Below are 26039 nucleotides of genomic sequence, written 5' to 3'. Positions count from 1 at the left end.
GCGGCGAAGAGCGTGAACACGGCGAAGGGGCCCCGGGGAGAGTCGTCCGGGGCCCCTTCGGTGTCCGGTGCCGCGGTGCGCGCGCGGCAGCCGACGACGTCGGCCCCGGGGGGCGGGCCGACGGGCCGGGTCAGCCGAGCGGCAGCTTCGGGGTGCCCTCGGTGACCCCGCCGAGCGCGCCGCCGGCCTGGCCGACGGGCAGGTCGGACGCGAGGCCGCTGGTGGCCGAGGCGAGCTGGCCCACCGTCTGGCCGGCCTGGCCCGCGGTGCCGCCGACGGCGTCCTGCGCGGCCGGGACGGCGGTCTTGCCCGCGCTGCCCAGCGTCTCGCCGGCGGCGGGGAGGGTGCCCTGGAGCGCGGCGCTGCCGGTGTCGGCGACGGTGCCGGTGGTCTCCTGCGCCGCGCTGTCGACGGTGCCGCCGAGGTTCTGACCGTCCACGTTGGTCAGGCCGCCGACGTCCGGGGTCTTCGGCATCTCGGCGGCGCTCGACGCACCGGCGGCACCGACCACGGTCGCGGCGCCCGCCGCCGTCAGCAGGGCAGCCTTGGCGATGCGGCGGGTGAGGGGGAGGGACATGATGCTCCTTCGGCTTCGACGGAGAGTTCGGGGTTCGGGCCGGGTCTCCCGGGCCGCCCGGCGGCTCTCGTCGGAATCCGGCGACGGGCGGCGTCCGGCGGGCTCCGTGTCACCCGGTCGGACGCAGTGCCTATCGGCCCCGGCAGGGGGAAGGTTGCGGGCCGCGAAGGTAAAGGGTTGGTAACGCGGGGCGGGCCCGCGCGGCGCGGAAACGGGCATTCCGCCCGTCCCGTCCCCGGCGGCTGAAACGTCACATCGCCGCGCCAGCAGCGACGTTGATCGTCGCCGCCGCGGAACCGTCACCGGGCCGCAGATCTGATCGTGCGACGGAACAGCTCCCTCTCCGGGGGGAGTTGTCGCACGGCTGCCCGGACGGGCCGGTCCTTGCCGACGCCTCCGGCGCGGCCGCCCGAACCGGGCCGACGGGGTGAACTCGACCTGCCGCACGCGCTGTTGGCGAGCCTTCGCCCGTCAGCGCTCCTCGTTGCCCGTCGAGAGGCGTATCGAGACGGTGTTCCCCGAGCCGCCGTCCTCCGTCGTACGCCAGCCCTCCTCCGAACGGGCCGAACTCCAGACGCGGTTGCGGTACGACACCTCGGCTATGCCGAGCTCCGAGGCGTGCGCCACCGACCAGTGCGCCAACTCCCAGCCGCGCTGCTGCGGTTGGGCCGGCAGCAGCACCTCGGCCGTCGGCTTGCTCCGGCGGCCGCTGCCGCCGCCCGTGCCGAGCGCGGTGCCGTCCCCGTCGCCGCTCGCCAGGACGTCGCTGCCGAACTCCCGCTCCAGGCGCTCGCGCACCTTCGCCGGGTCGCCCGCCTTGACCGGCTGGCCCTCCTGGCCGGTGGTGCAGGTGAAGGCGGCGCCGCGGCGGCCGGTCAGCGCCGCGGTGAGCAGCGAGGCGTTCGCCTCGTGCTTCGCGTACGCCTGCGGGAAGCCGCTGCGCTGCACGCGCTGCGCGGCGACCGTCAGCGGCAGCCGCGAATAGCCCGGGATCTCGACGAGGTGGTCGTAGAACTTGCCCGTCGCGTACACCGGGTCGAGGATCTGGGCCTCCGTGCCCCAGCCCTGGGAGGGGCGCTGCTGGAAGAGGCCGACCGAATCCCGGTCGCCGTGCTCGATGTTCCGCAGCGCCGACTCCTGCATCGCCGTCGCCAGGGCTATCGTCACGGCCCGTTCCGGCAGCTTGCGCTGCGAGGCGACGGCGGTGATCGTCGCCGCGTTGGACGCCTGCTGGGGTTCGATCTCGTAGTCCTCGGCGTCCTCGCCGTCGGCCCGGATCACGCAGCGCGGCGGGCCGGAACTGCTCGTGACGTACTGCGTCACGGCGTAACCGGCGATGCCGAGCAGGACGGCGAACGCGGCGAACCGCAGAGTCCTCGCGCGGCCGGCGCGGGGAGCGGTGCCGGGGGCGTTGTCGGGTGAGGATCGGGACACGGGCACAAAGGTAGCCGGTGGGAATGACGGCCGGGTGCCCCCTCGGTGCCGGCCTGTGGACAACCGGCTGCGGAGCGCGTGCGGGCACCCTCACGGGTGTCCGTGGTGTCCACAGAAGCGAGGTTTTCCACAGGTCTGGCGGCTGAGGCCGGCGGCCGCCGCCGTGGCCGTAGGCTGGGTGGCATGCCGCACCATGGACTCGACCTCGAACTGGACGCCGCCCGGCTCACCGCGCAGCTCGTCGACTTCCCCTCGGAGAGCGGGAAGGAGGAGCGGCTCGCCGACGCCGTGGAGGCCGCGCTCCGCGCCCTCCCGCACCTCACCGTCGACCGGTACGGCAACAACGTCGTCGCGCGCACGAACCTCGGCCGCGGCGAACGCGTGATCCTCGCCGGCCACATCGACACCGTGCCCATCGCCGACAACGTCCCCTCCCGCCTCGACGAGGACGGCGTGCTGTGGGGCTGCGGCACGAGCGACATGAAGGCCGGCGTCGCGGTCCAGCTGCGCATCGCCGCGACGGTGCCCGAGCCCAACCGCGACATCACCTTCGTCTTCTACGACAACGAAGAGGTCGCCGCGCACCTGAACGGCCTCGGCCACGTCGCCGAGGCCCATCCCGACTGGCTGGCGGGCGACTTCGCCGTTCTCCTGGAGCCCTCCTCCGGCCAGGTCGAGGGCGGCTGCCAGGGCTCGCTCCGGGTCCTGCTGCGGACGACGGGCCAGCGCGCGCACTCCGCCCGCGCCTGGATGGGGGCCAACGCGGTGCACGCGGCGGCGCCGATCCTGGAGCGCCTCGCCTCGTACCAGCCGAGGAAGGCGGTCATCGACGGACTGGAGTACCGCGAGGGCCTGAACGCCGTCCGCGTCGAGGCCGGCGTCGCGAACAACGTCATCCCCGACGAGTGCACCGTCACCGTCAACTACCGCTACGCGCCCGACAAGAGCGAGGAGGAGGCCCTGGCACACGTCCGCGAGGTCTTCGCCGGATGCGGCGACTGGGAACTGACCGTCGACGACAGCTGCGGCCCGGCCCGCCCCGGCCTCTCGCACCCGGCGGCCAAGGCGTTCATCGACGCGGTGGGCGGCGAACCGCAGCCCAAGTTCGGCTGGACGGACGTCTCCCGCTTCAGCGCGCTCGGCGTCCCGGCCGTGAACTACGGCCCCGGCGACCCGAATCTGGCCCACAAGCGCGACGAGCGCGTCGAGACGGCCAAGATCCTGCACTGCGAGGAGCGGCTCCGCGCCTGGCTCACGTCCTGAAGCGGACCGCCGGTGACGGCCACCCGGCGCCGGGGAGCCGGGAGGCGTCGGAGAGAGGGACAGTGCCCGAATTCCGTCGTACGTGATCTGCGTCTGCGTACGCTGAATCCGGAAAGATCGCAGCAGGAGGGAGCACTGTATGAGCAGCCTCGAGGAGCCGCGGGAGCCGCAGGAGCAGCGGCTGGGCCCGGTGGTGCGCCGTCGCGGGCAGGTGCAGTCCGGAACGACCGACCAGCGGCTGCTGGACAGTACCGGACCCTCCGACTGGGTTCACCGGGAACCCTGGCGAGTGATGCGTATCCAGTCGGAGTTCGTGGAGGGCTTCGGCGCGCTCACCGAACTCGGGCCCGCCGTCAGCGTGTTCGGCTCGGCCCGCACCCCGGTGGACTCCCCCGAGTACGAGGCCGGCATCCGGATCGGACGGGCGCTGGTCGAGGAGGGCTTCGCCGTCATCACCGGCGGCGGCCCCGGAGCCATGGAGGCGGCGAACCGCGGAGCGCTCGACGCGGGCGGCACCTCCGTCGGCCTCGGCATCGAGCTCCCCTTCGAGCAGGGGCTGAACCCGTACGTCGACATCGGCGTGAACTTCCGCTACTTCTTCGTGCGGAAGACCATGTTCGTGAAGTACGCGCAGGGCTTCGTGGTGCTGCCGGGCGGGCTCGGCACGCTCGACGAACTCTTCGAGGCCCTCACCCTCGTGCAGACGCAGAAGGTCACGCGCTTCCCGATCGTCCTCTTCGGCACCGCGTACTGGAAGGGCCTCGTGGACTGGGTGAAGCAGACGGTCGTCGCCGAGGGCAAGGCCTCGTCCCGCGACCTCTCGCTGTTCCACCTCACGGACGACGTCGACGAGGCCGTCGCCCTGGTCACCAAGGAAGCCGGCTGATCCGGCCCCAACCGCCCGCGGCGCACGGGGACTTCCTCCGCCGTGCCGCGCCCGCCGTGTGACGCGTCCCCCGCCGCGACGCCCCGGCGTCGCGGCGGAGGGCCCGCGCGCTAGGCCAGACCCCGGCGGGAGACGGCCGGTTCGCGGTGGCCCGCGATGGCGGCGACCATGTCCAGGACCTCCTTCGTCTCCGCCACCTCGTGCACCCGGTACACCTGGGCGCCCAGCCAGGCCGAGATCGCCGTCGTCGCGAGCGTGCCCGTGAGCCGCTCCTTGACGGGCTTGTCGAGCGTCTCGCCGACGAAGTCCTTGTTGGACAGCGAGACCAGCACCGGCCAGCCCGTCTCGCGCATCCGCCCCAGTTCGCGGGTGGCCTCCAGCGAGTGGCGGGAGTTCTTGCCGAAGTCGTGGCCCGGGTCGATGAGGATGCCGTCCCGGCGCACCCCCAGCTCCACCGCGCGCCGGGCCAGCCCCTCGGTGACGCGCAGGATGTCCCCCATCACGCCGCCCTCGCCGTCGTACGTCACCCGGTGCGGGCGGGTACGCGGCTGCACCCCGCCCGCGTGCGTGCACACCAGCCCGGCGCCGTACTCGGCCGCGACCTCGGCCAGCCGCGGATCGACCCCGCCCCAGGCGTCGTTGAGCAGATCGGCGCCGGCGCGGCAGACCTCGGCGCCGACCTCGTGCCGCCAGGTGTCCACGCTGATCACGACCTCCGGGTGGCGGCGCCTGACCTCGGTGACGAAGCTCACCGTGCGCCGCGCCTCCTCCTCGGCGGTCACCTCCTCGCCGGGACCGGCCTTCACACCGCCGATGTCGATGATCGCGGCGCCCTCCGCCACGGCCTGATCGACGCGTTCCAGGGCCGGTTCGTCCCTGAAGGTGGCGCCGCGGTCGTAAAAGGAATCGGGCGTCCGGTTCACGATCGCCATGATCACGGGTTCGTCGGGGCCGAACTCGCGAGTTCCCAGGCGCAGCATTTCCGTTGTCTCTCCGATCCTGATGAGGCCGCGCGACTGTGCGTGGCGGCCACACGGGGTTCCGCCGCCGACCTTAACCGTCAGTGCTCCATGACACGATCGGAGGCCGCAGACATGCTTCGCACCGGGGAGTTGGCCGTTGTTCTGGTTCCTGCTGATTTCGCTCGTCGTGGTCGTCGCCGCGGTGACGCTCGCCGTCATGGGCAGCTCGGACGGGCCGGGCAGAACGGCCGAGGGCGGCCTCGCCGACGCGCCGCCCGACCTGCTCGACGAACCGCTGCCCGCCGACCGCCCGGTCGCCCGCGCCGATCTGGACGGCCTGCGGCTGCCCGTCGCCGCGCGCGGCTACCGCATGCGCCAGGTCGACGACGTCCTCGACCGGCTCGGCGCCGAACTGGCCGAGCGGGACGCACGGATCGCCGAACTCGAATCGGCCCTGGCCGGCGCCCGGGCCACCGCCTCGGGCCGCACCGCCGTGCTCGGCACACCGGAACCGGAACCCGAACCGGAAGCCCCGCAGGAACCCGGCGCGGACGCCGAAGGGGAGGCCGGCCGGTGAGCGGCGCGGAGAGCGGGGCGCTGCCGGGCACGGACGGGCTGCCGCGCTGCCCCTGGGGGCTGTCGCCCGAGGACTACACGGCGTACCACGACACCGAGTGGGGCCGCCCGGTGCACGGGGACGACGCCCTGTACGAGCGGCTGTGCCTGGAGGCCTTCCAGTCCGGCCTGTCCTGGCTGACGATCCTGCGCCGCAGGGAGGGCTTCCGCGCCGCGTTCGCCGGGTTCCGGATCGCCGAGGTCGCCCGGTTCACCGAGGCCGACGAGGAGCGCCTGCTGACCGACACCGGGATCATCCGCAACCGCGCCAAGATCCGCGCGACGGTGGCGAACGCCCGCGCCGCGGAGTCCTTCGGCGAGGGCGAACTGGACGCGCTGATCTGGTCGTACGCGCCGGACGCCGCCTCACGCCCGGCGCCGCGGGCGCTCGGCGACGTCCCCGCGATCACGCCCGAATCGACGGCGCTCGCGAAGGAGTTGAAGAGGCGCGGCTTCCGCTTCGTCGGCCCGACGACGGCGTACGCGCTGATGCAGGCCTGCGGCCTGGTCAACGACCACCTCGCCGACTGCTGCGCCCGTCACGGCGCGTAACGGCACGGAGCGTCACCGCTGCGGTGTGACGCGGCGCAGCCGTCGGCGCGGGATCAACGTCCCGTGTACCGGGGCGTCTCCTTGTTGACGAAGGCCTCGACGGCGGTCCGGTGATCGTCCGACGCGCCCGCCGCGAGCTGGAGTTCGGACTCCTTCGCCAGGGTCTCCGCGAGCGAGTGGGAGGCTCCGTAGGCCATCGCCTGCTTCATCGAGGCGTACGCCAGGGTCGGGCCGGCGGCCAGAGTGCGGGCCACCTTCTCGGCCTCGGCCGCGAGTTCGCCGGCCGGGACCACCGTGTTGGTCAGGCCGAGCTCCAGCGCCTCGGGGGCCTTCACGCTGCGCGGGAAGTAGAGCAGGTCCGTCGCCCTGCCGTGCCCGACGAGACGGGGGAGGGTCCAGGCGACGCCGGAGTCGGTGCTGAGCGCGACCCCGGCGAAGGAGGTGGTGAAGGCGGCGGTGTCCGCGGTGACCCGGTAGTCGGCGGCGAAGGCGAATCCGGCGCCCGCCCCCGCGGCGACGCCGTTGACGCCCGCGACGACCGGCTTCGGCATGCCCGCGATGGCCAGGGTGATGGGGTTGTAGTGCTCGTCGACGGTGTTCAGCGCGCTGCCGCCCGCCTCCCGCACGGCATTGGTGTGCTCCTTCAGGTCCTGCCCCACGCAGAACGCCCGGCCCCGGCCCGTCAGCAGTACGGCACGCACCGTGTCGTCCTCGGCTGCCTGTCGCAGGGTGTCGCGGAGGGCGACCTTCAGTTCGGTGTTGAGCGAGTTCATCGCGTCGGGGCGGTTGAGGGTGATCGTCGCGAGACCCTCGGTCACGTCGTACAGCACGGTGTCGGACATGGGCTCAGCATCTCGTGGATCACCGGGCGCCGACAGAGTGCGCGGCGGGCTCTTCGGGGCCCGGGCGTGTGAGCTGCGTCAAGCTGTGAGCGTACGGAGGGCTGCCGAGGGCGGGGCAGTATCGCAGGCTGCTCAACGGATTGGGTGGTTTTGTGTAAGAGGTGAGGCCAAGAGATGGCCCCTGTTGTTGGTCATCGGGTCCTGGCATGCGGGATAATGACTGGGAAGCAATGTGTTCGATGCCGCTGACACCTGGGTTGTCGGCTGCGCTCAGCTGGTTTCAGGAAGGGGAACGAGCATGGCGGCCATGAAGCCGCGGACGGGTGACGGCCCGCTCGAGGTGACCAAGGAGGGGCGGGGCATCATCATGCGCGTTCCGCTCGAAGGCGGCGGGCGACTCGTCGTCGAGCTGACCCCCGACGAGGCGACTGCCCTCAGTGAAGAGCTGAAGAAGACCGTCGGCTGAAGAGCTGAAGAAGGCGGTCGACCGAGGCCGGCGGCTCCGGCCGCCAGGCCCGACGGCCGGGTTCCGGCGGAGGCTTGGCGCCGGAACGGCTCGTCCCGCTGAACCTGTTCTGCCCCGGGGTGCGCGCACGCGCACCCCGGGGCAGCTGCGTACGCGGCCGGTCCGGCCATGGTCACTGTCCGCGTTTGACCGCGCACAACAGGCCGTCGCCGACGGGCAGTAGCGAGGGGGTGAGCGCCTCGCTCTCCCGCACGGTGCGCAGCAGCTCGCGCAGCGTGCGCACTTCGGCCGGCTGCGCCGCGTCGTCGACGGTGCGTCCGTCCGCGAAGACGCCCTCGAAGCAGACGAGTCCGCCGGGCCGCAGCAGACGCAACGATTCGGCGAGGTAGTCGAGATACTCGCCGCGGTCGCCGTCGCAGAAGACGAGGTCGTAGCCGCCGTCGGCCAGCCGCGGCAGGACGTCCAGGGCGCCGCCGGGGATGAAGCGCGCCCGGTTGCCGGCGAACCCGGCACCGCGGAAGGCCTGTCGGGCGAACTGCTGCCATTCCGGCTCGATGTCGACGGTGGTCAGCACGCCGTCGGGGCGCATTCCGTCCAGCAGATGAATGCCGGAGGCGCCCGTTCCGGTGCCGATCTCGGCGACCGCCTTCGCGTCGACCGTGGCGGCCAGCAGGCGCAGCGTGGTGCCGGTGACGGGGGAGACGGCGGTCAGTCCGGATTCCCTGGCCCGCTCGCGGGCCCAGTCCAGCGCCGCGTACTCGGCGTTCTCGACGAGCTCGGCGCTGTAGGCGTCGGCGAACGCCCAGCTCGTCTGCCGGTTGGCGGTAATGGCCCTCTCCTGTCCCCGTCGTCTGCGCAACCGAGACTGTATCCGTTGGTCCGGGAACCCGCAGATGGGACTGGGCGTTGGGAGGGGAGGAAGGTGCCGGGGGGACCGCGATGGTGTCAAGCAAGCAAGAGGCACAGCCGGACCAAGAGCTGGTCAAAAGTGTTTATCCGGAGCTAACGGGTGAGGTGGCTATGGTAGGGACTCCACTGGACACCACCAGAGCCGACAGGGGAGGTGCGGCGGCCCGCGATCGCGGAATGCTGAGGCGTTTCCGCCGGTCGGCAGGCACGCCGAAATCCGTGACCGACACAGCTGACAAGGTCCACACCGCCGATTCCGCGACCACGGCGACTTTCGACACCGATGCGGACGTGCAGGCGTGGACTCCTCCCTCCTGGGAGGAGATCGTCAGCACCCACAGTGCCCGCGTCTACCGCCTCTCGTACCGGCTCACGGGCAACCAGCACGACGCCGAGGACCTCACGCAGGAGGTCTTCGTCCGGGTGTTCCGTTCGCTGTCGACGTACACGCCGGGAACGTTCGAGGGGTGGCTGCACCGCATCACCACCAACCTCTTCCTGGACACCGTGCGCCGGAAGCAGCGCATCCGCTTCGACGCGCTCGCGGACGACGCGGCGGAACGGCTCCCGAGCCGTGAGCCCACCCCCCAGCAGTACTTCAACGACACGCACTTCGACGCGGACGTGCAGCAGGCGCTGGACACCCTCGCGCCCGAGTTCCGCGCCGCGGTCGTGCTCTGCGACATCGAGGGCCTGAGCTACGAGGAGATCGCGGCCACGCTGGGCGTCAAGCTCGGCACCGTCCGCAGCCGCATCCACCGCGGCCGCTCGCACCTGCGCAAGGCGCTCCAGCACCGTTCCCCCGAGGCGCGCGCCGAAGCACAGCGGGCGCTGAGCGCGGCGGTCCCGGCCGCCAGGAGCGCGGAGGTGGGTGCTGAGTGAGCGGCCTGAGCGGTACGGGCGGCGCCGGTGGCGGCAGGAGCCAGCGTCCGGCGCAGCGGAGCGACGCCCCGACACCCGCGGAAGCGCACCTCGGTGACCGCCTCGCGGCCCTGGTGGACGGCGAGTTGGGGCACGACGCGCGCGAGCGGGTCCTGGCCCATCTGGCGACGTGCCACAGCTGCAAGGCCGAGGCCGACGCGCAGCGCAGCCTGAAGAGCGTCTTCGCGGACGCGGCGCCCCCGCCCCCGTCCGACGGCCTGCTGGCCCGCCTCCAGGGGCTCCCGGCCGGTGGCCCCGAGGGCCCACCGGGGCCCGGCGGGCCCGGGCTGCCGCACCACGGGAGCGCCAACGCCCCGGGCGGGTACGGAAGTTCACCCCTCCCGCACCACGAGCGTGACGTCCGCCGGAACGGCGCCCGCCGTGGCGGCTTCGCGCCGGCGGCCGCCGGTTCGCCCTTCGCCGGGCTCCCCGTCACCTCCCCCGGCTGGCCCGCCGGAGGACTGCCCGGCGGGCGGGACGGCGGCAGCGCACTCACCCCCGGCCGTGGCTTCCGCGTGCACGAAGGGACGGAGCGCTCCTCCTCGCGCGGCCGCCGCTTCGCGTTCGCGGCCGCCGGGGCCTTCTCGCTCGCGGCGATCGCGCTCGGCGGAGCGCTGACCTCGGGCGGGAGCGTCGGCGGCGCGGTCGCCGGAGGTGACGGCGGCGGCGCGTCCGTCGGCCCGGCCCGTACGGCGGCCTCCGGCGCGGGCGCCGACCGGGACGGACGCCGCCGCGGCGGCGAGCGCGGCGACCGGACGGCACCCGCCACCACCCCCGCGGCCGGGCGCACCGGCGCGAGCGCGGCGGCGAAGAGCACCTCGGGTTCGCTGCTGCGGACCACGGCGGCCGGCCCCGTCCAGCGGCTGAACGCGATCCCGGCCTCGTCCGGCGTCTCGCGGACGTTCCTGCCGCAGGGCACGGTCTATCCGCTGCTGCGGGACTCGGTGCTGGCACCGCCGCTGGTCCACTCCGCGCTCACCTCGGCCTCGTCCGTCCGCGCGCAGGGCTCCGGCGGGAGCGGCGCGGCGGACGGCCTGTCCGGGCGTACGCCGGTGACCAGCGCGCTCTCCCAGGCCGGCACCCCGGGCACCCCCGCACCACGCTGACCGGCGCCGGCCGCGCCCGGGAGACCGGGCGCGGGGGCGTCCCGGCGCCCGTGTTCAGGGTCCGCTGCGGGCGCCCGGGGCGACCTGGTTGAATTCTTGGTGAGACACCGCCGGTTGCCCGGTGCCGGGAAGAGTGGGGAGAGCATGGACGAGGGGAACGACGCCGGGCAGAAGCCGAAGTGGTGGAGCCGCCCCCGCAGATTCTCCCCTCTCCGCGCCGCAGCCCCCGCCCCGTCGGACACCTCGCCCGACGAGACGCAGCCGCCGCGGACCGACCCCGCGGAGGCGCCCGGGGGCGACGCCGCGCTCCCCACCCCGCGCGAGCCCGCCGAGCAGCCCGAGCCACCGGCTTCCGCCCCGGCCGAGGCCCCGCCGGCGGACGCAGCCCCCGCGCCCGAGCGGCAGGCCGCCGTCCCCCTGCACGGCGCCGACCCCTACGGCACGCCCCCGTACGGCGGGCCGGGCCCCTGGGCGCCCGCGCCGCTGGTGCAGCGCCCGTCCGCGACGCCCCCGCACGGCACCCCCGCCGGCCCCGTGACCACCCCGGCGTACGGCACACCCACCGGCGGCGGCCCGGCGGGCCCGGTGCCGCAGCGGCAGACCGACGTGCCCCAACAGGCCGCCCCGGCGCGGGACTTCACGGTTCCGGGCCCGGCCGTTCCCCCGGCCCCGGGCTCGGCGGGCGCCACCGACCCGGGCCCGCTGCGCTACGACCCGTGGGCGCCGCCCGGCGGCCGTTCCCCGTACGACACCGCGCCGCCCGCCGCCGAGCAGCCGCGCGGCGGGCGACGGCGCAAGGCCGTGACGGGCGCCGCGCTGCTGGCGCTGGTGGCGGGGCTGGCCGGCGGCGTCGTCGGGACGTACGCGGAGCGGCACGGCGGTCTGACGCGGGTGAGCCTGCCGCAGGCGCCCGCCGAGAAGGGCGGCCGCTCCTCGGGGCTCGCCGGTGTGGCCGCTGGCGTGCTGCCCGGCGTGGTCACGATCCACACCAGCGGCCGGGACGGCGAGGGCACCGGCACCGGCTTCGTGCTCGACGACCGCGGGCACATCCTCACCAACAACCACGTGGTCGGCCCCGCCGGCGAGGGCGGCCTCGTCGACGTCACCTTCCAGGGCGGGCAGACCGTCCAGGCCGAGGTCCTCGGGCAGGACCAGGGGTACGACCTGGCCGTCGTGAAGGTGTCCGGGGTGTCCGGCCTGACGCCGCTGCCGCTGGGCAACTCCGACTCCGTGCGGGTCGGCGACCCGGCCGTCGCGGTCGGCGCGCCCTTCGGCCTGGAGGGCACGGTCACCACCGGCATCATCAGCGCCAAGGGCCGCCCCATCACCGCGGGCGGCGAACAGGTCGGCGACGAGACGAGCTACGTCGACGCGTTGCAGACCGACGCCCCGATCAACCCGGGCAACTCCGGCGGCCCGCTCGTCGACACCGGCGGCCGGGTGATCGGCGTGAACAGCGCGATCCGCGCCGCCGGCGGCGAGAGCACCGACGAGTTCGGCCTGCCCAAGGAGGGCGAGGGGGAGGGCGGCAGCGTCGGCCTCGGCTTCGCCATACCGGTCAACCAGGCCAAGCGCGTCGCCGAGGAGCTGATCAACGACGGCGAGGCCCGGCACCCCGTGCTCGGCGTCACCCTCGACCCGGCGTACGAGGGCGACGGCGCCAGGATCGGCGGCCCGTCCGGCGCGGGCGGCGCCGTGGAACCGGACAGTCCGGCCGACGAGGCGGGCCTGAAGGCGGGCGACGTGGTCACCGCCGTCGACGGCGAGCGGGTGCACAGCGCGGAGGAGCTCACCGTCCGGGTCCGCAGTCATCTCCCGGGCGAGAAGGTCTCGTTGACGCTGCGGCGAGGCGAATCGGAGAAGTCCGTCCGGTTGACACTGGGGTCGGTGTCCGGAGGATGACGAGGCGGGCTCCCACCTCGGGAGCGTCTCCGGGTACCGTGACTTCTGGCCGTTCGGGCCGGATGCGTAGTAATGAGCGATGAGGGAGCCGCCAGGTGTTCTTCGACATAGGACCACTGGAGCTGATCGCGCTCATCATTCTGGCGGTTCTCATCTTCGGGCCGGACAAGCTGCCCAAGGTGATCCAGGACGTCTCCAGCTTCATCCGCAAGGTCCGGGCCTTCTCCGACAACGCGCGTGACGACATCCGCTCCGAGCTCGGCCCCGAGTTCAAGGACTTCGACTTCGAGGACCTGAACCCCAAGACCTTCGCCCGCAAGCACCTCCTCGAGGGCGACGACATGGGCATGAAGGACATCCGGGAGAGCTTCGACCTCCGGAACGAGCTGAACGAGGTCACCGACGCCGTGAACGGCACCGAGAGCCGCTCCGGCACCAACGGCACCAACGGCTCCGGGACCAACGGCGCGATCAGCCTGAACAAGGACGGCGGCGGCCGCGCGGCGAAGAACGCACCGCTCGCCAAGGGAGAGCCGCCTCCCTTCGACGCTGACGCCACCTGAGTCACATCTCACGCCCTTCGGCGGGCCCGATCCTCCGGCATTCCCAACACGGCGCGTGCGGATAGCTATCCTCCCTGTGTCCGGGGCCGCCGTCCGTGGGGGGTGGCAGCCCATGGCACAGGGCAACGAGGAGGCGTTCGCAGTGGAGACGACGAGTCGGGCTTCCGGTGAATCCGGGCCCGCCGCGCAGAGCGTTCCGGATGAGCGGCGGGCCGTAGACGGCTATCTGCTGGCGGCATTCCCCTGGTACGGCCTGGACGAGGCGTACACGGGTCCGCGCTGGCTGATGCAGGTGGGTACGGCGGCCGACGGCACGGTCGAGCACGGCTCGACGGGCCACGGCGACGAACCGTCCATCAAGAACGAGTCCCTTCCCGACAGCCAGCGGTTCGCCGTGGTCGTGACGGTCGCCAGCCGCCCGGTGCGGAGCAGCGCGGACGGCACCGGCGTACTGGAGGCGACCTCGGTGTCCACGGCCGCGTGGCTGGCGGGCTCGGGGCTGCTGTCGTGCACCTGGCCGCAGGAGATGGAGCGCGCGCTGCGCCAGGACTGGCTCGACCAGCAGACCGGTGTGGCCTGGGAGCTGGCCGACGACCTGGACGGCCCCGGCTGGTCGGGCCTGACCCTCCCGGTGGACGGGGTGCCGACCGAGTTCCACTACCGCGAGTCCGAGTACGGCTGGGTCCTCGCCGGGTCGGCGCAGGAGGGCGTGCACATCGGCGCGTACGGGCGCGGCCTCAGCGCGTACGGGCTGGGCTTCTCGGTGGTCAAGGACATCGCCGGCTACGCGCACTAGGCCGGGCCGGACCGGAGCACGCCCGCCGGGGAGCGCCGCAGGGGCACTCCCCGGCGCGGGTCAGAACTTGTTGCTCGGGGTGAGGCCCAGCGACATGCCCTGAAGGCCGCGCTCGCGCGCCCCGAGCTTGCCCGCGATCCCGCGCAGCGCCGCGCCCGCGGGGGAGTCCGGGTCGGAGAGAACGACGGGCTTGCCGTCGTCGCCGCCCTCGCGGAGCCGGATGTCGATGGGGATGCCGCCGAGCACGGGCACCTGCGCACCGGTGGTCTTCGTCAGGCCCTCGGCGACCTTGGCGCCGCCGCCGGTGCCGAAGACGTCGACCATCTCGTCGCAGTGCGGGCAGGGCATCCCGGACATGTTCTCGATCACGCCGACGATCTTCTGGTGCGTCTGCACCGCGATCGACCCGGCGCGCTCGGCGACCTCGGCCGCCGCCTGCTGCGGGGTGGTGACGACGAGGATCTCGGCGTTCGGCACCAGCTGGGCCACGGAGATCGCGATGTCGCCGGTGCCGGGCGGCAGGTCGAGCAGCAGGACGTCGAGGTCGCCCCAGTACACGTCGGCGAGGAACTGCTGGAGCGCGCGGTGCAGCATCGGGCCGCGCCAGACGACGGGGGCGTTGCCCGGGGTGAACATGCCGATCGAGATGACCTTCACGCCGTTCGCCGACGGCGGCATGATCATGTCCTCGACCTGGGTGGGACGCCCCTCGGCGCCCAGCATGCGCGGCACGGAGTGGCCGTAGATGTCGGCGTCCACGACACCGACCTTGAGGCCGTCGGCCGCCATCGCCGCCGCCAGGTTCACGGTGACGGAGGACTTGCCGACGCCGCCCTTGCCGGAGGCCACGCAGTAGACCCGGGTGAGGGAGCCGGGCTGCGCGAACGGCACCTCCCGCTCGGCCTTCCCGCCGCGCAGCGAGGACGCGAGCTCGCGCCGCTGCTCGTCGCTCATCACGTCCAGTTCGACGCTCACCCGCGTGACGCCCTCGACGGCCTGCACGGCCTCGGTGACGTTCGAGGTGATGGTGTCGCGCAGCGGACAGCCCGAAACGGTGAGATAGACCCCGACGTCGACGGCGCCGTCGGGCGCGATGTCGATGGATTTGACCATCCCCAGGTCGGTGATCGGCCGGTGGATCTCCGGGTCGTTCACCGTCGCGAGCGCGGCCCGCACCGCGTCTTCGGTGGGGGAGTTGTACGTGTCGGTAGCCATGCGGAAATGGTACGGCGGGCGCGCGCCGCTGCCGAAGGGCCGGGGTCAGCGGTCTTGGTCACTCCGCGGTGCCGCCGCGGCCGCCGTGGCCGTCGGGGTCCGCCTGCTGTTCCTGGAGCTCCTTGAGCAGGTCCTGGAGTTCGTCGCGGATCCAGTCCCGGGTGGCGACCTCGCCGAGGCCCATGCGGAGCGCGGCGACCTCGCGGGTGAGGAACTCGGTGTCGGCGATGGTGCGTTCGCCCTGCTTCCGGTCCTGTTCGAGGTTGACCCGGTCGCGGTCGTCCTGCCGGTTCTGCGCGAGCAGGATCAGCGGCGCCGCGTACGAGGCCTGGAGGGACAGGGCGAGGGTGAGGAAGATGAACGGGTACTCGTCGAAGCGCCAGGCCTGAGGCATCACCACGTTCCAGGCGATCCAGACGATGATGACGCCGGTCATCCAGACGATGAAGCGGCCGGTGCCGAGGAAGCGGGCGATCTCCTCGGAGAGCCGCCCGAAGGCGTCGGGGTCGTACTCGGGGAGCAGCCGGCGGCGCCGGACCAGCGGCACGTCCAGGCGAACCCGCGGGCCGCGCTCCTTCTCCCGCTCGCGCTCCCGTTCCCGTTCGCGCTCCTTCTCGCGCTCGCGCTCGCGGTCCCGCTCCTCGCGTTCCCGTTCCCGCTCTCTGTCGCGCTCGCGGTCAGCCACGCCGGACGACCTCCTCGGCTCCGTCGGTGCCGTGCAGGGGGAGGCCCTCGGCGGCGGTTTCGCGCCAGTCGTCGGGCAGCAGGTGGTCGAGGACGTCGTCGACGGTGACGGCGCCCAGCAGGTGACGGTCCTCGTCGACGACGGGGGCGGCGACGATGTTGTAGATCGCCATGTAGCTGCTGATCGCCGCCAGCGGCGTCTGGGGCGGCAGCGGCCGCAGACCGGTGTCGACGGCCGAGCCGACCAGCGCGAACGGCGGCTCGCGCAGCAGCCGCTGGAAGTGGATGACGCCCAGGTACTTGCCCGTCGGCGTCTGGTCCGGCGGGCGGCAGACGTACACCTGCGCGGCCAGCGGCGCGGGCAGGTCCTCGCTGCGGACGCGGGCGAGCGCGTCGGCGACGGTCGCGTCGGGGGAGAGGACGATCGGCTCGGTGGTCATGATGTTGCCCGCCGTGCCCTCCTCGTAGGACAGCAGCCGGCGCACCGGGTCGGCGTCCTGCGGGCGCATCAGCTCCAGCAGCCGGTCCTTCTCGCTCTCGGGCAGCTCGGAGAGGAGGTCGGCGGCGTCGTCCGGGTCCATGGCCTCCAGGACGTCGGCCGCGCGCTCGTCGTGCAGCTTGCCGAGGATCTCCACCTGGTCGTCCTCGGGCAGCTCCTCCAGGACGTCCGCGAGCCGGCTGTCGTCGAGGGCGGCGGCGACCTCGGAGCGGCGTTTGGCGGAGAGGTGGTGCAGCACATTGGCCAGATCCGGCGGGCGCAGCTGTTCGAAGGTGGCCAGCAGGTTGGCCGCGCCCTGCCCCTTCTCCTCCCGCGCGAAGCCGGTGACGGCCGACCACTCGACGGTCAGCGTCTCGCCGCGCCTGCGCAGCTTGCCGCCCCGGCCCTGCCGCGCCCGGCGCACGAAGACCTTGGCGATCTCCCAGTCCCGGCGCGCGGGCAGCTGCTGGAGCCCCACGTCCAGGACGGTGACCTCCTCGCCGGTCTCGACGAGCGTGACCCGCCGGTCCAGCAGCTCGCCGAGCACCAGGGTCTCGGCCGGACGCTGCTCGAAGCGCCGCATGTTGACGACGCCGGTGGTGATGACCTGGCCGGATTCCACCCCCGTCACGCGGGTCATGGGCAGGAACACCCGCCGCCTGCTGGCGACTTCGACGACGAGCCCGAGCACCCCGGGCGGCCGCCCCGGCCTGCCCTCGTGCTCCCGCGGCCGGTTGCGCAGCATGACGACGACGTCGCGCACGCGGCCGACCTGGTCGCCGTTGGGGTCGAAGACAGCGACCCCGGAGAAGTGGGACACGAAGACCCGGGAGGCGCCTGCCGGCATCATCCGCCCCTTCCGTCGCCGCGTTTGACGGTGCTTATGCACCCTTTGCCGGTTTCAGGCTAGCCTGATCGGCTCCGTCGGGGCCCCGTGGCGTGGTCCGGACGGCTCCCTTCCGACGGCGGGCAGGTGCAGGGGTAGGGTGCGGTCCAACCCCGGCTCACCCCCGGTGCCGCTTCCCGGAATCACCCGTGTCTCCCGGGCTTCCCCGGGTCGCCCCGGGCCCGCTCCCGGCCGCCGGCCGGGGACGTCCCGGCCCGCGGCCCAGGCCACCGTGCCCGGGCCCCCGACTCCTGGAGGACACCCGACGTGACTGGATGCGCCCGCACGCGACGGAGCAGGACTGTGGCGGCGGCCGTCTGCGGAGGACTCGTCGCGACGCTGACCGCCTGCGCGAGCGAGGACCCGGACGCGGGGACGAACGGCGTCGGCAAGCTGTCGGCGGCCAAGATCGAGACGAAGTCCCGCAAGGCGGCGGAGCAGGCCGACGCCGTCCGCCTCTCGGGCGACGTCATCAGCCAGGGCCGCACCTACTCCCTGGAGATGCGGCTCAAGCGGGACGACGGCGGAACGGGCAAGGTCTCCTCGAAGGGCGGCTCGACCTTCGAACTGCTCCGCACCGGCAAGGACCTGTACCTCAAGGCGGACACCGACTTCTGGGCGAAGCAGGAGAAGGGCGGCGGCGAACCGTCCGAGTCGGACGTCGACGCCGCCAGGAAGCTCCAGAACAAGTACGTGAAGGTCCCGCACGGCGACCCCGCCTACCAGCAGTTCAGCGGCTTCACCGACATGAGCGTGATGCTCGACGGCCTGCTGACCCTGAACGGCAAGCGCGCCACCGGCGAACGCGGCACCGTACGCGGCACCAAGACGATCCGGGTGGTCGCCGGGAAGGGCGGCGGCGGCATCGTCGACGTCTCGCTGATGGGGACGCCGTACCCGCTGCGCGTCGAGCGCGGCGGACAGGCCGGGGTCCTCCAACTGGAGGACTGGAACAAGGACTTCGACCTGGAGCCGCCGGAGAAGAACGAGATCGTCGACTACGGCAAGAGCATCTCGGCCGACTGACCCCGGGGTTACTTCCCGCGGCGCCGGAACAGCAGCTTCGGCAGCCCGGCGGGCGCCTGCCGCCGGGTCGTGGCCGGGGTCGGCAGCGGGGCCCGCGCGTGCGAGCCCTCCGGCATGCCGCCGGGCTTCTCCGACGGGCCGCCCGTCGGCTCCAGCCGCAGCACCCGGCACTCGCGGGCCCAGCGCTCGGGGACCGTCTCCGCGTCCGGCGCGTTCAGCCGCTTGCCCTTGAGCTCGCCGACGGCCTCGTCCCACTGCTCCGTCCCGGGCCGCAACTCCCGTACCCGCGCGGGCCAGGCGACGAGCCGGCCGCCCTTGTCCTTGCTGCGGACGCTGACCGTGGCGCTGCCGCCGTCCGCCAGCCCGAGGCCCTCCAGCGGCTGCTCCTGCGGGCCGTCGCCGACGAGGCAGACGGCACCGTCGTGCCACACGTGCCAGAGCGAACGCGAGGGCCCTTCGGGGCCCCGCACCCAGATGAGGCCGGACTTCTTGGTGGCCTCCTCGACGAGGGCCTGATCGAGCAGCGTCATACGGGCAGGCTACCGCCCGGCCCGACGGCTCCACGCTGCCCGTGCCCCGCTACAGCCAGCCGTTGCGCTTGAAGCCGCGGTGGATGCCGAAGCAGATGCCGACGATGACGCCCATCACCACCGGATAGCCGTACTTCCAGTGCAGTTCGGGCATGTAGTCGAAGTTCATGCCGTAGATGCCCGCGATCATCGTCGGCACCGCGAAGATCGCCGCCCACGAGGTGATCTTGCGCATGTCCTCGTTCTGCGCGACCGTCGCCTGCGCGAGATTGGCCTGGAGGATGGAGTTCAGCAGGTCGTCGAAGCCGAGGACCTGCTCGTTCACCCGCGTCAGATGGTCGGCGACGTCCCGGAAGTACTTCTGGATGTCCGGGTCGATCAGCCGCATCGGGCGCTCGCTCAGCTGCTGCAGCGGCCGCATCAGCGGCGAGACCGCGCGCTTGAACTCCAGCACCTCGCGCTTGAGTTGGTAGATCCGCCCCGCGTCGCCGCCGCGCCGCCCGTTGCCCGCCGTGTGCGAGAAGACCTCGATCTCGACCTCGTCGATGTCGTCCTGCACCGCGTCCGCGACGGCGAGATACCCGTCGACGGTCTGGTCGGCGATGGCGTGCAGCACCGAGGACGGGCCCTTGGCTAGCAGCTCCGGGTCGTCCTCCAGCCGGTGGCGCAGCGCCCGCAGCGAGCCCTGGCCGCCGTGCCGGACGGTGATGATGTAGTCCCGGCCGGTGAAGCACATCACCTCGCCCGTCTCCACCACCTCGCTGCTGGCGGTGAGTTCGGCGTGCTCCACGTAGTGGATGGTCTTGAAGACGGTGAAGACGCTGTCGTCGTACCGCTCCAGCTTGGGCCGCTGGTGCGCGTGCACCGCGTCCTCCACGGCGAGCGGGTGCAGCCCGAACTCCGTGGCGATGCCGGAGAATTCCTCCTCCGTCGGCTCGTGCAGCCCGATCCATACGAAGCCGCCGCGCTCGCCCGAGCGGACGGCGCGCAGCGCCTCGGCCGGGCTGGGACAGCCGCTGACGCGGGCGCCGTCGCGGTAGACGCCGCAGTCGACGACGGCGCTGCTGGCGGTCTCGTCGCGGCAGGAGTCGTAGGAGGAGGGGCCGCCGCCCTTGCGGAGGGCGGGGCGGACGGCTGCGCGCAGTTCGCGGATCATCGACATGCCGGAGCTCCTTGTCGGTGCCGTGCCGTCGGGCGAGGCGCAGTGCTGCCCGGAATGGGGACCTACGGTGGGGGAGGCCCTTCGGGCCTGCCGGAGGTCTGCAAAGCGGGCACCACGCGTGCCGCGTGACGGCGTTCGCTGGGGTCGCTGTCGTTGCGGGGGCGAGCGGGGCTCGTGCGTGAGCGGGACTCGACGGTGAGCCCGGCCCATGCGCTCTTCAGGCTGCGAACCCGGGGTGAAGACAAGGCCCTTCGGAGGTTTCCCCGGAATGACGCCGGGAAAGAAGGGGCTCAGGAGTGGGGCCGCGAGGTGCCGGAAGAGCGGCTGGTACTGCACGGTCGACTCGGATCCATGTTCAGTCCCACCTCCTCCGGCCGGGCCCCAGAGGGGCGATGCGGGGCATGCTCCCGCGCGGGACGGAAACCGCCCTGCCGGGTATGCGCTGACCAGCAGCCCACGGTAGCACCAGGAAATCGCGCACGTGCCCGTTTCGGCCAGTACGGACCGCCGTGGGTCCGCACGTCGTCCCCGAGTTCGCGAGATCTATGCTCGCGGCATGTCTGACGTTCTCTCACTGGTCGAGGCCCGGCTGCGCACGGCACTGGGCGAGCCCGACGCCAGGGCCTCGGTGACCTTCCTCGGCACCGACCGCATCGAGGTGCTGCGCTGGGCCCCGGGCGCCGCCCCGTCCGGCGAGAAGGCGGGGCCGGACGACGGCATCGTGAGATACGCGACACTCGGTATGTCGGCCGCGCCGATGGCCGACCCCACGGCCGCGCTGGCCGACCCCGAGAAGGGCCCGCGCGCCGAACTGCTGCTGTCCGTACGGGCGGGCCTGGCCGATACGGACAAGGTGCTGCGGCCGCTGGCGGTACTCGCGGCGACCCCGCAGGTCGAGGGCGTCGTCGTGGCGCCCGGCGCCTCGCTGGACGTGGGGGAGCCGCTGTGGCCCGAGGCGCCGTTCAGCTCGGTGCTGGTGGCTGAATCCGGCGGTCTGGTCGAGGACTTGGAGCTGGGGGAGCCGCGCGACCCGGTGCGGTTCCTGCCGCTGCTGCCGATGCGCCCCAACGAGGCCGCGTGGAAGCGGGTGCACGGCGCCGCCGCCCTGGAGGAGCGCTGGCTGCGGCACGGCACCGACCTGCGCGACCCGCGTCGCTCCGCCGTCCCGCTCGACGACTGAGCCCGGCCAACGCGAAGGCCCCGCCCGGCGGTTGGGAGAACCGCGGGACGGGGCCGGTGCGCCGCGGCGGTCAGCCGGCGGTGACGGGGCTGGGGCCGTCGCCCGCGGCGTCCTCGCGGGCGTGCTCCGGAAGCAGCTCCTCCGCGTCGTGCCGCAGGGACGTACGGCGGACGCCGACGATCGCGGCGCCGATCGCGGCCGCGACGGCGGCGACGACGAAGGGCATGTGGACATCCGTCCACTCCTCGATCTTCGGGGCCAGGAACGGCGCGGCCGCGGCGGCGAACCAGCGGACGAAGTTGTACCCGGCGCTGGCCACGGGGCGCGGCGCGTCCGAGACGCCGAGGGCGAGTTCGGTGAAGACCGTGTTGTTGATGCCGATGAGGGCGCCGGAGAGCACGGTGCACACGATGGCGACGGTGTGATTCCCGTACCCGAGGACCAGCAGGTCGACGGCCATCAGCACGAGCGAGCCGCCCAGCACCTTCAGCGAGCCGAACCGTTCCTGGAGCCGCGGTGCGACGAGGACGGAGAAGACGGCCAGCAGCACGCCCCAGGCGAAGAAGACGGCGCCCGAGCGGTACGGCGACATGTTCAGCACGAACGGCGTGAAGGCCAGCACCGTGAAGAACGCGTAGTTGTAGAAGAAGGCGGAGGCGGCCGCCGAGGCGAGCCCGCCGTGCCCCAGCGCCTTGACCGGGTCGAGCAGTGACGTCTTCCGCGCGGGCCTGGGCTGTTCCTTGAGGAAGACGGTGATCGCGACGAAGCCGATGGCCATCAGGATCGCGGTGCCGAAGAACGGGTAGCGCCACTCCATGTCGCCGAGGACGGCGCCGAGCAGCGGGCCGCAGGCCATGCCGAGGCCGAGGGCCGACTCGTAGAGCAGGATCGCGGCCGCGCTGCCGCCGGCCGCGGCGCCGACGATCACCGCGAGGGACGTCGAGACGAACAGCGCGTTGCCCAGGCCCCAGCCGGCGCGGAAGCCGACGAGTTCGCCGACCGAGCCGGACATCCCGGACAGTGCCGCGAAGACCACGACCAGCGCGAGTCCGGCGAGCAGGGTCTTCCGGCCGCCGATCCGGCTGGAGATGAAGCCGGTGACGAGCATGGCCACGGCCGTGATCAGGAAGTACGAGGTGAACAGCAGGGAGACCTGACTGGGTGACGCCTGCAGTCCCTTGGCGATCGACGGCAGGATCGGGTCGACCAGGCCGATGCCCATGAAGGCGACGACGGCCGCTCCCGCCGTCGCCCACACCGCCTTGGGCTGGCGGAGGATGCTGCCCCCGCCTTCGTCGAATGGATCACCGCTCATGCTCTCGCGCTCCTTCGCTGCGCAATTTTGATTGATGTGTACACAGGATAAGTTAGGCAAGCTAATTAATGCAAGCTGCATCTATCTTTCGAGGTCACGGCCTGGACCGGACCGGCGCGGGTCCCGTCCGCCGCCTCGACGGCGTCCCCGCTGGTGGTCCGTGCCCCCGCCGCGCCGCTGCCGACGGAGGCTGATCTTCCGCTCCGTGGCGGGGTGCGGAGCCGGAACGGACCGCTCCGCGACGGGCCCCGGGCGGCCCGGTGCGGACCCCGTGATCGTCCTTGACGCGGCGGCGGCCGGGGAGGACCGTTGTGCCCCATGAGGGGCGAACCCAGTTGCCCGAAGTGCGGTGGCCGGGTCCGAGCGCCCGGCCTCTTCGCCGACTCCTGGCAGTGCGACGTGCACGGCACCGTCCACCCGCTGCAGCCCGTCGTCCCGCCCAGCGTCGAGGCGCTCTCCGTGGTCGTCGGCCGTACCGAGGTCCCGGTCTGGATGCCCTGGCCGCTGCCCGTCGGCTGGCTGTTCACCGGGGTGGCGTGCGCGGGGGACGACCGGAGCGGCGGCCGCGCCACCGCCGTCGCCTGCTCCGGGCCCGGGCCGCTCGGCGGCCCCGGCGAACTCCTCCTCGTCGCCGAGGAACTGGGCGTCGGACTCGGCGCGCGCTACGCCGGCCTGGCGGGCCCCGACCCCGGCCCGCGGCTGTCCGTCGACCGGCCACCGGAGGCCAAGGTGCTGGCCGCCGGCCGCCCCACTCCGCTGTGGCACGTCCGCGAATCCGCCGACGACCGCGCCGTGTTCGCCGGCGAGGCACGGGGGCTGTGGCTGTGGGCGATCGTCTGGCCGCAGCAGTCCGGATTCCTGATGTACGACGAACTCGTGCTCACCGACCTGCGGGACGCCGGCGCCGAGGTCGACCTCGTCCCCTGCGGCGCGCTCTCGCCGCGCATCATGTCCCAGGGCCCGTACGAGGGGCCCTGAGCCGGTCGCGTCGGCGGTTATTCTGGGACGGCAACGTCCCGATCGAACACCCGCCCGTCCCCGCTGGAGCCCGTACCGTGCGCATCGACCTGCACACCCACTCCACCGCATCGGACGGCACCGACACCCCCGCCGAGCTCGTCCGCAACGCACGGGCCGCCGGGCTGGACGTCGTCGCGCTCACCGATCACGACACCGTCTCCGGGCACGCGGAGGCGCTGCGCGCGCTGCCCGCCGGGCTGACCCTCGTCACCGGCGCCGAACTCTCCTGCCGCCTCGACGGCATCGGCCTGCACATGCTCGCCTACCTCTTCGACCCCGAGGAGCCCGAGCTGGCCCGCGAGCGCGAACTCGTCCGCGACGACCGCGTCCCCCGCGCCCGCGGCATGGTCGCCAAGCTGCGCGAGCTGGGCGTGCCCGTGACCTGGGAGCGGGTCGCGGAGATCGCCGGGGACGGGGCGGTCGGACGCCCGCACATCGCCTCGGCCATGGTCGAGGCCGGAGTGATCGGCTCCGTCTCGGACGCGTTCACCGAGGAGTGGATCGCGAACGACGGCCGGGCCTACGTCGACAAGCACGAACTCGACCCCTTCGAGGCGCTGCGGCTCATCAAGGGCGCGGGCGGCGTCGCCGTCTTCGCGCACCCGATGGCCGTCAAGCGCGGCCACTGCGTCCCCGAGAGCGCGATAGCCGACCTCGCCGCCGCCGGGCTCGACGGCCTCGAGGCCGACCACATGGACCACGACCCCGCCACCCGCAGGCGGCTGCACGGCATGGCCGCCGACCTCGGCCTCCTCGCCACCGGCTCCAGCGACTACCACGGCAGCCGCAAGACCTGCGTCCTCGGCGAGCACCTGACGATCCCCGACGTCTACGAGGAGATCGCGGACCGCGGCTCCGGAGCCTCGCCCGTCACCGGCTGACGCCGCGTCCACCACCGGCTCACGGGCGCCGCGTCGCGCCCCGCCGGGCTTCCCCCTTTCCTCCCTCTCTCCCTTTCCGGGTCCCGGGCTTGTTGTGAAGCCGGGCCCGTGCCGTCTGCCGGCACCGGCCGTCGTGCGCGCCGGTGCGGCGGTACGTCCTGATATCCACCAGACCCTCCCCACCAGCAAGGCAGCACCACCGTGTTCGACTTCGCCGTCTTCGGCTCCGTATTCCTCACCCTGTTCGTCATCATGGACCCGCCCGGCATCACGCCGATCTTCCTCGGGCTGACCTCGGGACGCCCCGCCAAGATGCAGCGCAAGATGGCGCTCCAGGCGACGGCCGTGGCCTTCGGCGTGATCACCGTCTTCGGGATCTGCGGCAAGCAGGTCCTCGACTACCTGCACGTCTCCGTGCCCGCGCTGATGGTCGCGGGCGGACTGCTGCTCCTGCTCGTCGCGCTGTCCCTGCTCACCGGCAAGACCGACGAGCCCTCGCAGACGAAGGACGTCAACGTCGCCCTCGTCCCGCTCGGGATGCCGCTGCTCGCGGGACCCGGCGCGATCGTCTCCGTCATCCTCGCCGTGCAGCACGCGGACGGCTTCGGCGGCCAGCTGTCGGTGTGGTCGGCGATCATCGCCATGCACGTGGTGCTGTGGCTGGTGATGCGCTACTCGCTGCTGATCATCCGGGTCATCAAGGACGGCGGCGTCGTCCTCGTCACCCGCCTCTCCGGGATGCTGCTCTCCGCGATCGCGGTCCAGCAGATCGCCAACGGCGTCACGCAGTTCGTCCAGGGCCACGGCTGAGCGGCCCCGCTCCCGGCGTCAGCCCGCGTCACGCCCGTGCCAGAACGCGGCGAGGGCGCGGGCCGTCTCCGCCGGGCGGTCGGCGTTGGGGGAGTGGCCCGCCCCGGCGACGACCGAGCGGCGGGCGCCCAGCCGTTCCGCCATCGCGTCGAGCAGCGGGACGGGCCAGGCGTCGTCCGTCGCGCCGGAGACGACGTGCACCGGCAGCGGGACCCCGGCCAGTTCGGCCACCCGGTCCGGCTCCGAGGCCAGCTGACGCCCCGTGACGGCCAGTTGCTCGGGCACGTTCGCCATCCAGCGGCGCTCCAGGAACGCGGCCGTCGCGCGCGAGGCGTCCGCCTCGGCCACCGGGAACGGCGCGTCCCCCTCGGAGCCCGGCGCCGGGTCCAGCTTCCGGATCTCCTGCCAGATGTCGTCCATCGGCATCGCCGAGAGCGCGGCCAGCAGCAGTTCCAGGCGCTGCCGCTGGGACGGCGCGACCTCGGCCGGGCCGCTGCTCAGCAGCGTCAGCGAAGCGAAGGGCGCCGCGTCCGCCAGGACGGCGGCCCGCGCGATCAGGCCGCCCAGCGAGTGCCCGAGCAGATGGACGCGCCCGCCGCCGCCCACGGTCCGCGCCAACGCCAGGACGTCCCGGGCGAGTTCCGGCTGCGCGTAGGCCGCCTCGGCGCGCGGGCCGCCGGACTCGAACTGGCCGCGCCCGTCCACCGCCACCACCCGGAACCCGGCACGGGCCAGTGGCTCCAGCAGCCCGATGAAGTCCTCCTTGCTGCCGGTGAACCCGGGGACCAGCAGCACCGTGCCCTCGTCCCCCGGCGCGTCCGGCGGGTCGATGACGTGCGCCGCGAAGGAGCCGCGGGCGGTGCTCAGCCGGACGGCCCGGGCGGCCGCGGGGAGGTCGAGGAAGGGAGGCACGCTCATGCCGAGACGCTATCGCCCGCCCACGACCTCCCCGCGAACCGCCCGCGGCCTCCCCGTGAACCCGCCCCGCCCCGAACGCACAGCGGCCCGGCACCCCGTGACGGGGGCCGGGCCACAGCGTGTGGAACCGGGGCGGCGCG

The 26039-nt window shown here is 73.2% G+C and carries 27 protein-coding genes; 15 read left to right on the top strand and 12 right to left on the bottom strand.

The window, feature by feature from the left end; genetic code table 11:
- Positions 1 to 130: 130 nt before the first annotated feature.
- Positions 131 to 577, bottom strand: a complete 447-nt coding sequence (locus HCC30_RS08545; RefSeq protein ID WP_169441713.1) for an ATP-binding protein — start codon at positions 575 to 577, stop codon at positions 131 to 133.
- Positions 578 to 1048: 471 nt separating this feature from the next.
- A complete protein-coding gene (locus HCC30_RS08540; RefSeq protein WP_169441712.1) occupies positions 1049 to 2011 on the bottom strand; it encodes a hypothetical protein in 963 nt (320 codons plus the stop codon).
- Positions 2012 to 2194: 183 nt separating this feature from the next.
- On the opposite strand from HCC30_RS08540, the gene dapE reads away from it, so the two are divergent.
- Positions 2195 to 3274 carry a succinyl-diaminopimelate desuccinylase gene (gene dapE, locus HCC30_RS08535; protein ID WP_169441711.1) on the top strand — a complete coding sequence of 360 codons (1080 nt, stop codon included), beginning with the start codon at positions 2195 to 2197 and terminating at the stop codon, positions 3272 to 3274.
- 139 nt (positions 3275 to 3413) lie between these two features.
- A complete protein-coding gene (locus HCC30_RS08530; protein ID WP_169441710.1) occupies positions 3414 to 4160 on the top strand; it encodes a TIGR00730 family Rossman fold protein in 747 nt (248 codons plus the stop codon).
- A 110-nt stretch (positions 4161 to 4270) separates the two neighbouring features.
- Here the strand turns inward: HCC30_RS08530 and folP are convergent, their stop codons facing one another.
- Positions 4271 to 5140 carry a dihydropteroate synthase gene (gene folP, locus HCC30_RS08525; RefSeq protein ID WP_169441709.1) on the bottom strand — a complete coding sequence of 290 codons (870 nt, stop codon included), beginning with the start codon at positions 5138 to 5140 and terminating at the stop codon, positions 4271 to 4273.
- A gap of 139 nt (positions 5141 to 5279) precedes the next feature.
- Between folP and HCC30_RS08520 the strand changes: the two genes are divergently transcribed.
- Together HCC30_RS08520 and HCC30_RS08515 are read left to right on the top strand one after the other, a co-directional pair.
- On the top strand, positions 5280 to 5699 hold the full coding sequence (locus HCC30_RS08520; protein ID WP_169441708.1) for a cell division protein DivIVA: 420 nt from the start codon (positions 5280 to 5282) through the stop codon (positions 5697 to 5699).
- Positions 5696 to 6289: a DNA-3-methyladenine glycosylase I gene (locus tag HCC30_RS08515; RefSeq protein ID WP_169441707.1), complete on the top strand. Its 594-nt coding sequence runs from the start codon at positions 5696 to 5698 to the stop codon at positions 6287 to 6289. The genes HCC30_RS08520 and HCC30_RS08515 overlap by 4 nt, the downstream gene beginning before the upstream one ends.
- A gap of 53 nt (positions 6290 to 6342) precedes the next feature.
- Here the strand turns inward: HCC30_RS08515 and HCC30_RS08510 are convergent, their stop codons facing one another.
- Positions 6343 to 7131, bottom strand: a complete 789-nt coding sequence (locus HCC30_RS08510; RefSeq protein ID WP_169441706.1) for an enoyl-CoA hydratase-related protein — start codon at positions 7129 to 7131, stop codon at positions 6343 to 6345.
- A gap of 298 nt (positions 7132 to 7429) precedes the next feature.
- On the opposite strand from HCC30_RS08510, the gene HCC30_RS08505 reads away from it, so the two are divergent.
- Entirely contained in the window at positions 7430 to 7597 is a 168-nt protein-coding gene (locus HCC30_RS08505) for a DUF3117 domain-containing protein (RefSeq protein WP_206323515.1), read from the top strand.
- Positions 7598 to 7769: 172 nt separating this feature from the next.
- Here HCC30_RS08505 and HCC30_RS08500 read toward each other — a convergent pair whose 3' ends face one another.
- Complete coding sequence (locus tag HCC30_RS08500; protein WP_169441704.1) at positions 7770 to 8456, bottom strand: O-methyltransferase; 687 nt, start codon at positions 8454 to 8456, stop codon at positions 7770 to 7772.
- A gap of 161 nt (positions 8457 to 8617) precedes the next feature.
- Between HCC30_RS08500 and sigE the strand changes: the two genes are divergently transcribed.
- From sigE to HCC30_RS08475, 5 genes are all read left to right on the top strand, one after another.
- Complete coding sequence (sigE, locus tag HCC30_RS08495; protein ID WP_206323514.1) at positions 8618 to 9388, top strand: RNA polymerase sigma factor SigE; 771 nt, start codon at positions 8618 to 8620, stop codon at positions 9386 to 9388.
- Between the two features lie 5 nt (positions 9389 to 9393).
- Entirely contained in the window at positions 9394 to 10533 is a 1140-nt protein-coding gene (locus tag HCC30_RS08490) for a zf-HC2 domain-containing protein (protein ID WP_169441885.1), read from the top strand.
- Between the two features lie 144 nt (positions 10534 to 10677).
- On the top strand, positions 10678 to 12435 hold the full coding sequence (locus HCC30_RS08485; RefSeq protein WP_169441703.1) for a trypsin-like peptidase domain-containing protein: 1758 nt from the start codon (positions 10678 to 10680) through the stop codon (positions 12433 to 12435).
- A 95-nt stretch (positions 12436 to 12530) separates the two neighbouring features.
- The gene (locus tag HCC30_RS08480; RefSeq protein ID WP_169441702.1) at positions 12531 to 12998 is read left to right on the top strand and encodes a sec-independent translocase; all 468 of its coding nucleotides are present in this window, start codon (positions 12531 to 12533) and stop codon (positions 12996 to 12998) included.
- 142 nt (positions 12999 to 13140) lie between these two features.
- The gene (locus HCC30_RS08475; RefSeq protein WP_169441884.1) at positions 13141 to 13794 is read left to right on the top strand and encodes a hypothetical protein; all 654 of its coding nucleotides are present in this window, start codon (positions 13141 to 13143) and stop codon (positions 13792 to 13794) included.
- Positions 13795 to 13854: 60 nt separating this feature from the next.
- On the opposite strand, the gene HCC30_RS08470 is transcribed toward HCC30_RS08475, so the two are convergent.
- Genes HCC30_RS08470 through HCC30_RS08460 form a run of 3 tightly spaced genes read right to left on the bottom strand, consistent with a single transcriptional unit; the run spans position 13855 to position 17018 of the window.
- Positions 13855 to 15009: an Mrp/NBP35 family ATP-binding protein gene (locus tag HCC30_RS08470; protein WP_169441701.1), complete on the bottom strand. Its 1155-nt coding sequence runs from the start codon at positions 15007 to 15009 to the stop codon at positions 13855 to 13857.
- A gap of 58 nt (positions 15010 to 15067) precedes the next feature.
- On the bottom strand, positions 15068 to 15694 hold the full coding sequence (locus HCC30_RS08465) for a DUF1003 domain-containing protein (protein WP_169441700.1): 627 nt from the start codon (positions 15692 to 15694) through the stop codon (positions 15068 to 15070).
- Positions 15687 to 17018 carry a CBS domain-containing protein gene (locus HCC30_RS08460; protein WP_169441883.1) on the bottom strand — a complete coding sequence of 444 codons (1332 nt, stop codon included), beginning with the start codon at positions 17016 to 17018 and terminating at the stop codon, positions 15687 to 15689. The genes HCC30_RS08465 and HCC30_RS08460 overlap by 8 nt, the downstream gene beginning before the upstream one ends.
- Positions 17019 to 17360: 342 nt before the next feature.
- Between HCC30_RS08460 and HCC30_RS08455 the strand changes: the two genes are divergently transcribed.
- The gene (locus HCC30_RS08455) at positions 17361 to 18083 is read left to right on the top strand and encodes a hypothetical protein (RefSeq protein WP_169441699.1); all 723 of its coding nucleotides are present in this window, start codon (positions 17361 to 17363) and stop codon (positions 18081 to 18083) included.
- Between the two features lie 8 nt (positions 18084 to 18091).
- Here HCC30_RS08455 and HCC30_RS08450 read toward each other — a convergent pair whose 3' ends face one another.
- Both HCC30_RS08450 and HCC30_RS08445 read right to left on the bottom strand, forming a co-directional pair.
- A complete protein-coding gene (locus tag HCC30_RS08450) occupies positions 18092 to 18613 on the bottom strand; it encodes a hypothetical protein (protein ID WP_169441698.1) in 522 nt (173 codons plus the stop codon).
- Positions 18614 to 18662: 49 nt separating this feature from the next.
- On the bottom strand, positions 18663 to 19775 hold the full coding sequence (locus HCC30_RS08445; RefSeq protein ID WP_169441697.1) for a magnesium and cobalt transport protein CorA: 1113 nt from the start codon (positions 19773 to 19775) through the stop codon (positions 18663 to 18665).
- 556 nt (positions 19776 to 20331) lie between these two features.
- Between HCC30_RS08445 and HCC30_RS08440 the strand changes: the two genes are divergently transcribed.
- Entirely contained in the window at positions 20332 to 20955 is a 624-nt protein-coding gene (locus HCC30_RS08440; protein WP_169441696.1) for a suppressor of fused domain protein, read from the top strand.
- Between the two features lie 70 nt (positions 20956 to 21025).
- Here the strand turns inward: HCC30_RS08440 and HCC30_RS08435 are convergent, their stop codons facing one another.
- Positions 21026 to 22270, bottom strand: a complete 1245-nt coding sequence (locus HCC30_RS08435; protein WP_169441695.1) for an MFS transporter — start codon at positions 22268 to 22270, stop codon at positions 21026 to 21028.
- A 318-nt stretch (positions 22271 to 22588) separates the two neighbouring features.
- On the opposite strand from HCC30_RS08435, the gene HCC30_RS08430 reads away from it, so the two are divergent.
- The 3 genes from HCC30_RS08430 to HCC30_RS08420 all read left to right on the top strand — a co-directional run bounded on the left by HCC30_RS08430 (position 22589) and on the right by HCC30_RS08420 (position 24981).
- Entirely contained in the window at positions 22589 to 23248 is a 660-nt protein-coding gene (locus HCC30_RS08430) for a DUF6758 family protein (RefSeq protein ID WP_169441694.1), read from the top strand.
- A gap of 77 nt (positions 23249 to 23325) precedes the next feature.
- Positions 23326 to 24171: a PHP domain-containing protein gene (locus tag HCC30_RS08425; RefSeq protein WP_169441693.1), complete on the top strand. Its 846-nt coding sequence runs from the start codon at positions 23326 to 23328 to the stop codon at positions 24169 to 24171.
- Positions 24172 to 24372: 201 nt separating this feature from the next.
- Positions 24373 to 24981, top strand: a complete 609-nt coding sequence (locus tag HCC30_RS08420) for a MarC family protein (protein ID WP_169441692.1) — start codon at positions 24373 to 24375, stop codon at positions 24979 to 24981.
- Positions 24982 to 24999: 18 nt separating this feature from the next.
- On the opposite strand, the gene HCC30_RS08415 is transcribed toward HCC30_RS08420, so the two are convergent.
- Entirely contained in the window at positions 25000 to 25899 is a 900-nt protein-coding gene (locus HCC30_RS08415) for an alpha/beta fold hydrolase (RefSeq protein WP_169441691.1), read from the bottom strand.
- Positions 25900 to 26039: the final 140 nt, after the last annotated feature.

Source organism: Streptomyces sp. HNM0574 (assembly GCF_012726235.1).
In the GTDB taxonomy this organism is placed as follows: Bacteria; Actinomycetota; Actinomycetes; order Streptomycetales; family Streptomycetaceae; genus Streptomyces.
The sequence above is the reverse complement of the archived record's forward strand: the minus strand, read 5'-3'. Positions and strand labels throughout refer to the sequence as shown.

Coding starts and splice junctions, on each gene's coding strand:
- HCC30_RS08545 (WP_169441713.1), bottom strand. CDS start 577: ATGTCCCTCCCCCTCACCCGCCGCATCGCCAAGGCTGCCCTGCTGACG.
- dapE (WP_169441711.1), top strand. CDS start 2,195: ATGCCGCACCATGGACTCGACCTCGAACTGGACGCCGCCCGGCTCACC.
- HCC30_RS08530 (WP_169441710.1), top strand. CDS start 3,414: ATGAGCAGCCTCGAGGAGCCGCGGGAGCCGCAGGAGCAGCGGCTGGGC.
- folP (WP_169441709.1), bottom strand. CDS start 5,140: ATGCTGCGCCTGGGAACTCGCGAGTTCGGCCCCGACGAACCCGTGATC.
- HCC30_RS08510 (WP_169441706.1), bottom strand. CDS start 7,131: ATGTCCGACACCGTGCTGTACGACGTGACCGAGGGTCTCGCGACGATC.
- HCC30_RS08505 (WP_206323515.1), top strand. CDS start 7,430: ATGGCGGCCATGAAGCCGCGGACGGGTGACGGCCCGCTCGAGGTGACC.
- sigE (WP_206323514.1), top strand. CDS start 8,618: ATGGTAGGGACTCCACTGGACACCACCAGAGCCGACAGGGGAGGTGCG.
- HCC30_RS08485 (WP_169441703.1), top strand. CDS start 10,678: ATGGACGAGGGGAACGACGCCGGGCAGAAGCCGAAGTGGTGGAGCCGC.
- HCC30_RS08470 (WP_169441701.1), bottom strand. CDS start 15,009: ATGGCTACCGACACGTACAACTCCCCCACCGAAGACGCGGTGCGGGCC.
- HCC30_RS08460 (WP_169441883.1), bottom strand. CDS start 17,018: ATGCCGGCAGGCGCCTCCCGGGTCTTCGTGTCCCACTTCTCCGGGGTC.
- HCC30_RS08450 (WP_169441698.1), bottom strand. CDS start 18,613: ATGACGCTGCTCGATCAGGCCCTCGTCGAGGAGGCCACCAAGAAGTCC.
- HCC30_RS08445 (WP_169441697.1), bottom strand. CDS start 19,775: ATGTCGATGATCCGCGAACTGCGCGCAGCCGTCCGCCCCGCCCTCCGC.
- HCC30_RS08440 (WP_169441696.1), top strand. CDS start 20,332: ATGTCTGACGTTCTCTCACTGGTCGAGGCCCGGCTGCGCACGGCACTG.
- HCC30_RS08435 (WP_169441695.1), bottom strand. CDS start 22,270: ATGAGCGGTGATCCATTCGACGAAGGCGGGGGCAGCATCCTCCGCCAG.
- HCC30_RS08430 (WP_169441694.1), top strand. CDS start 22,589: ATGAGGGGCGAACCCAGTTGCCCGAAGTGCGGTGGCCGGGTCCGAGCG.
- HCC30_RS08415 (WP_169441691.1), bottom strand. CDS start 25,899: ATGAGCGTGCCTCCCTTCCTCGACCTCCCCGCGGCCGCCCGGGCCGTC.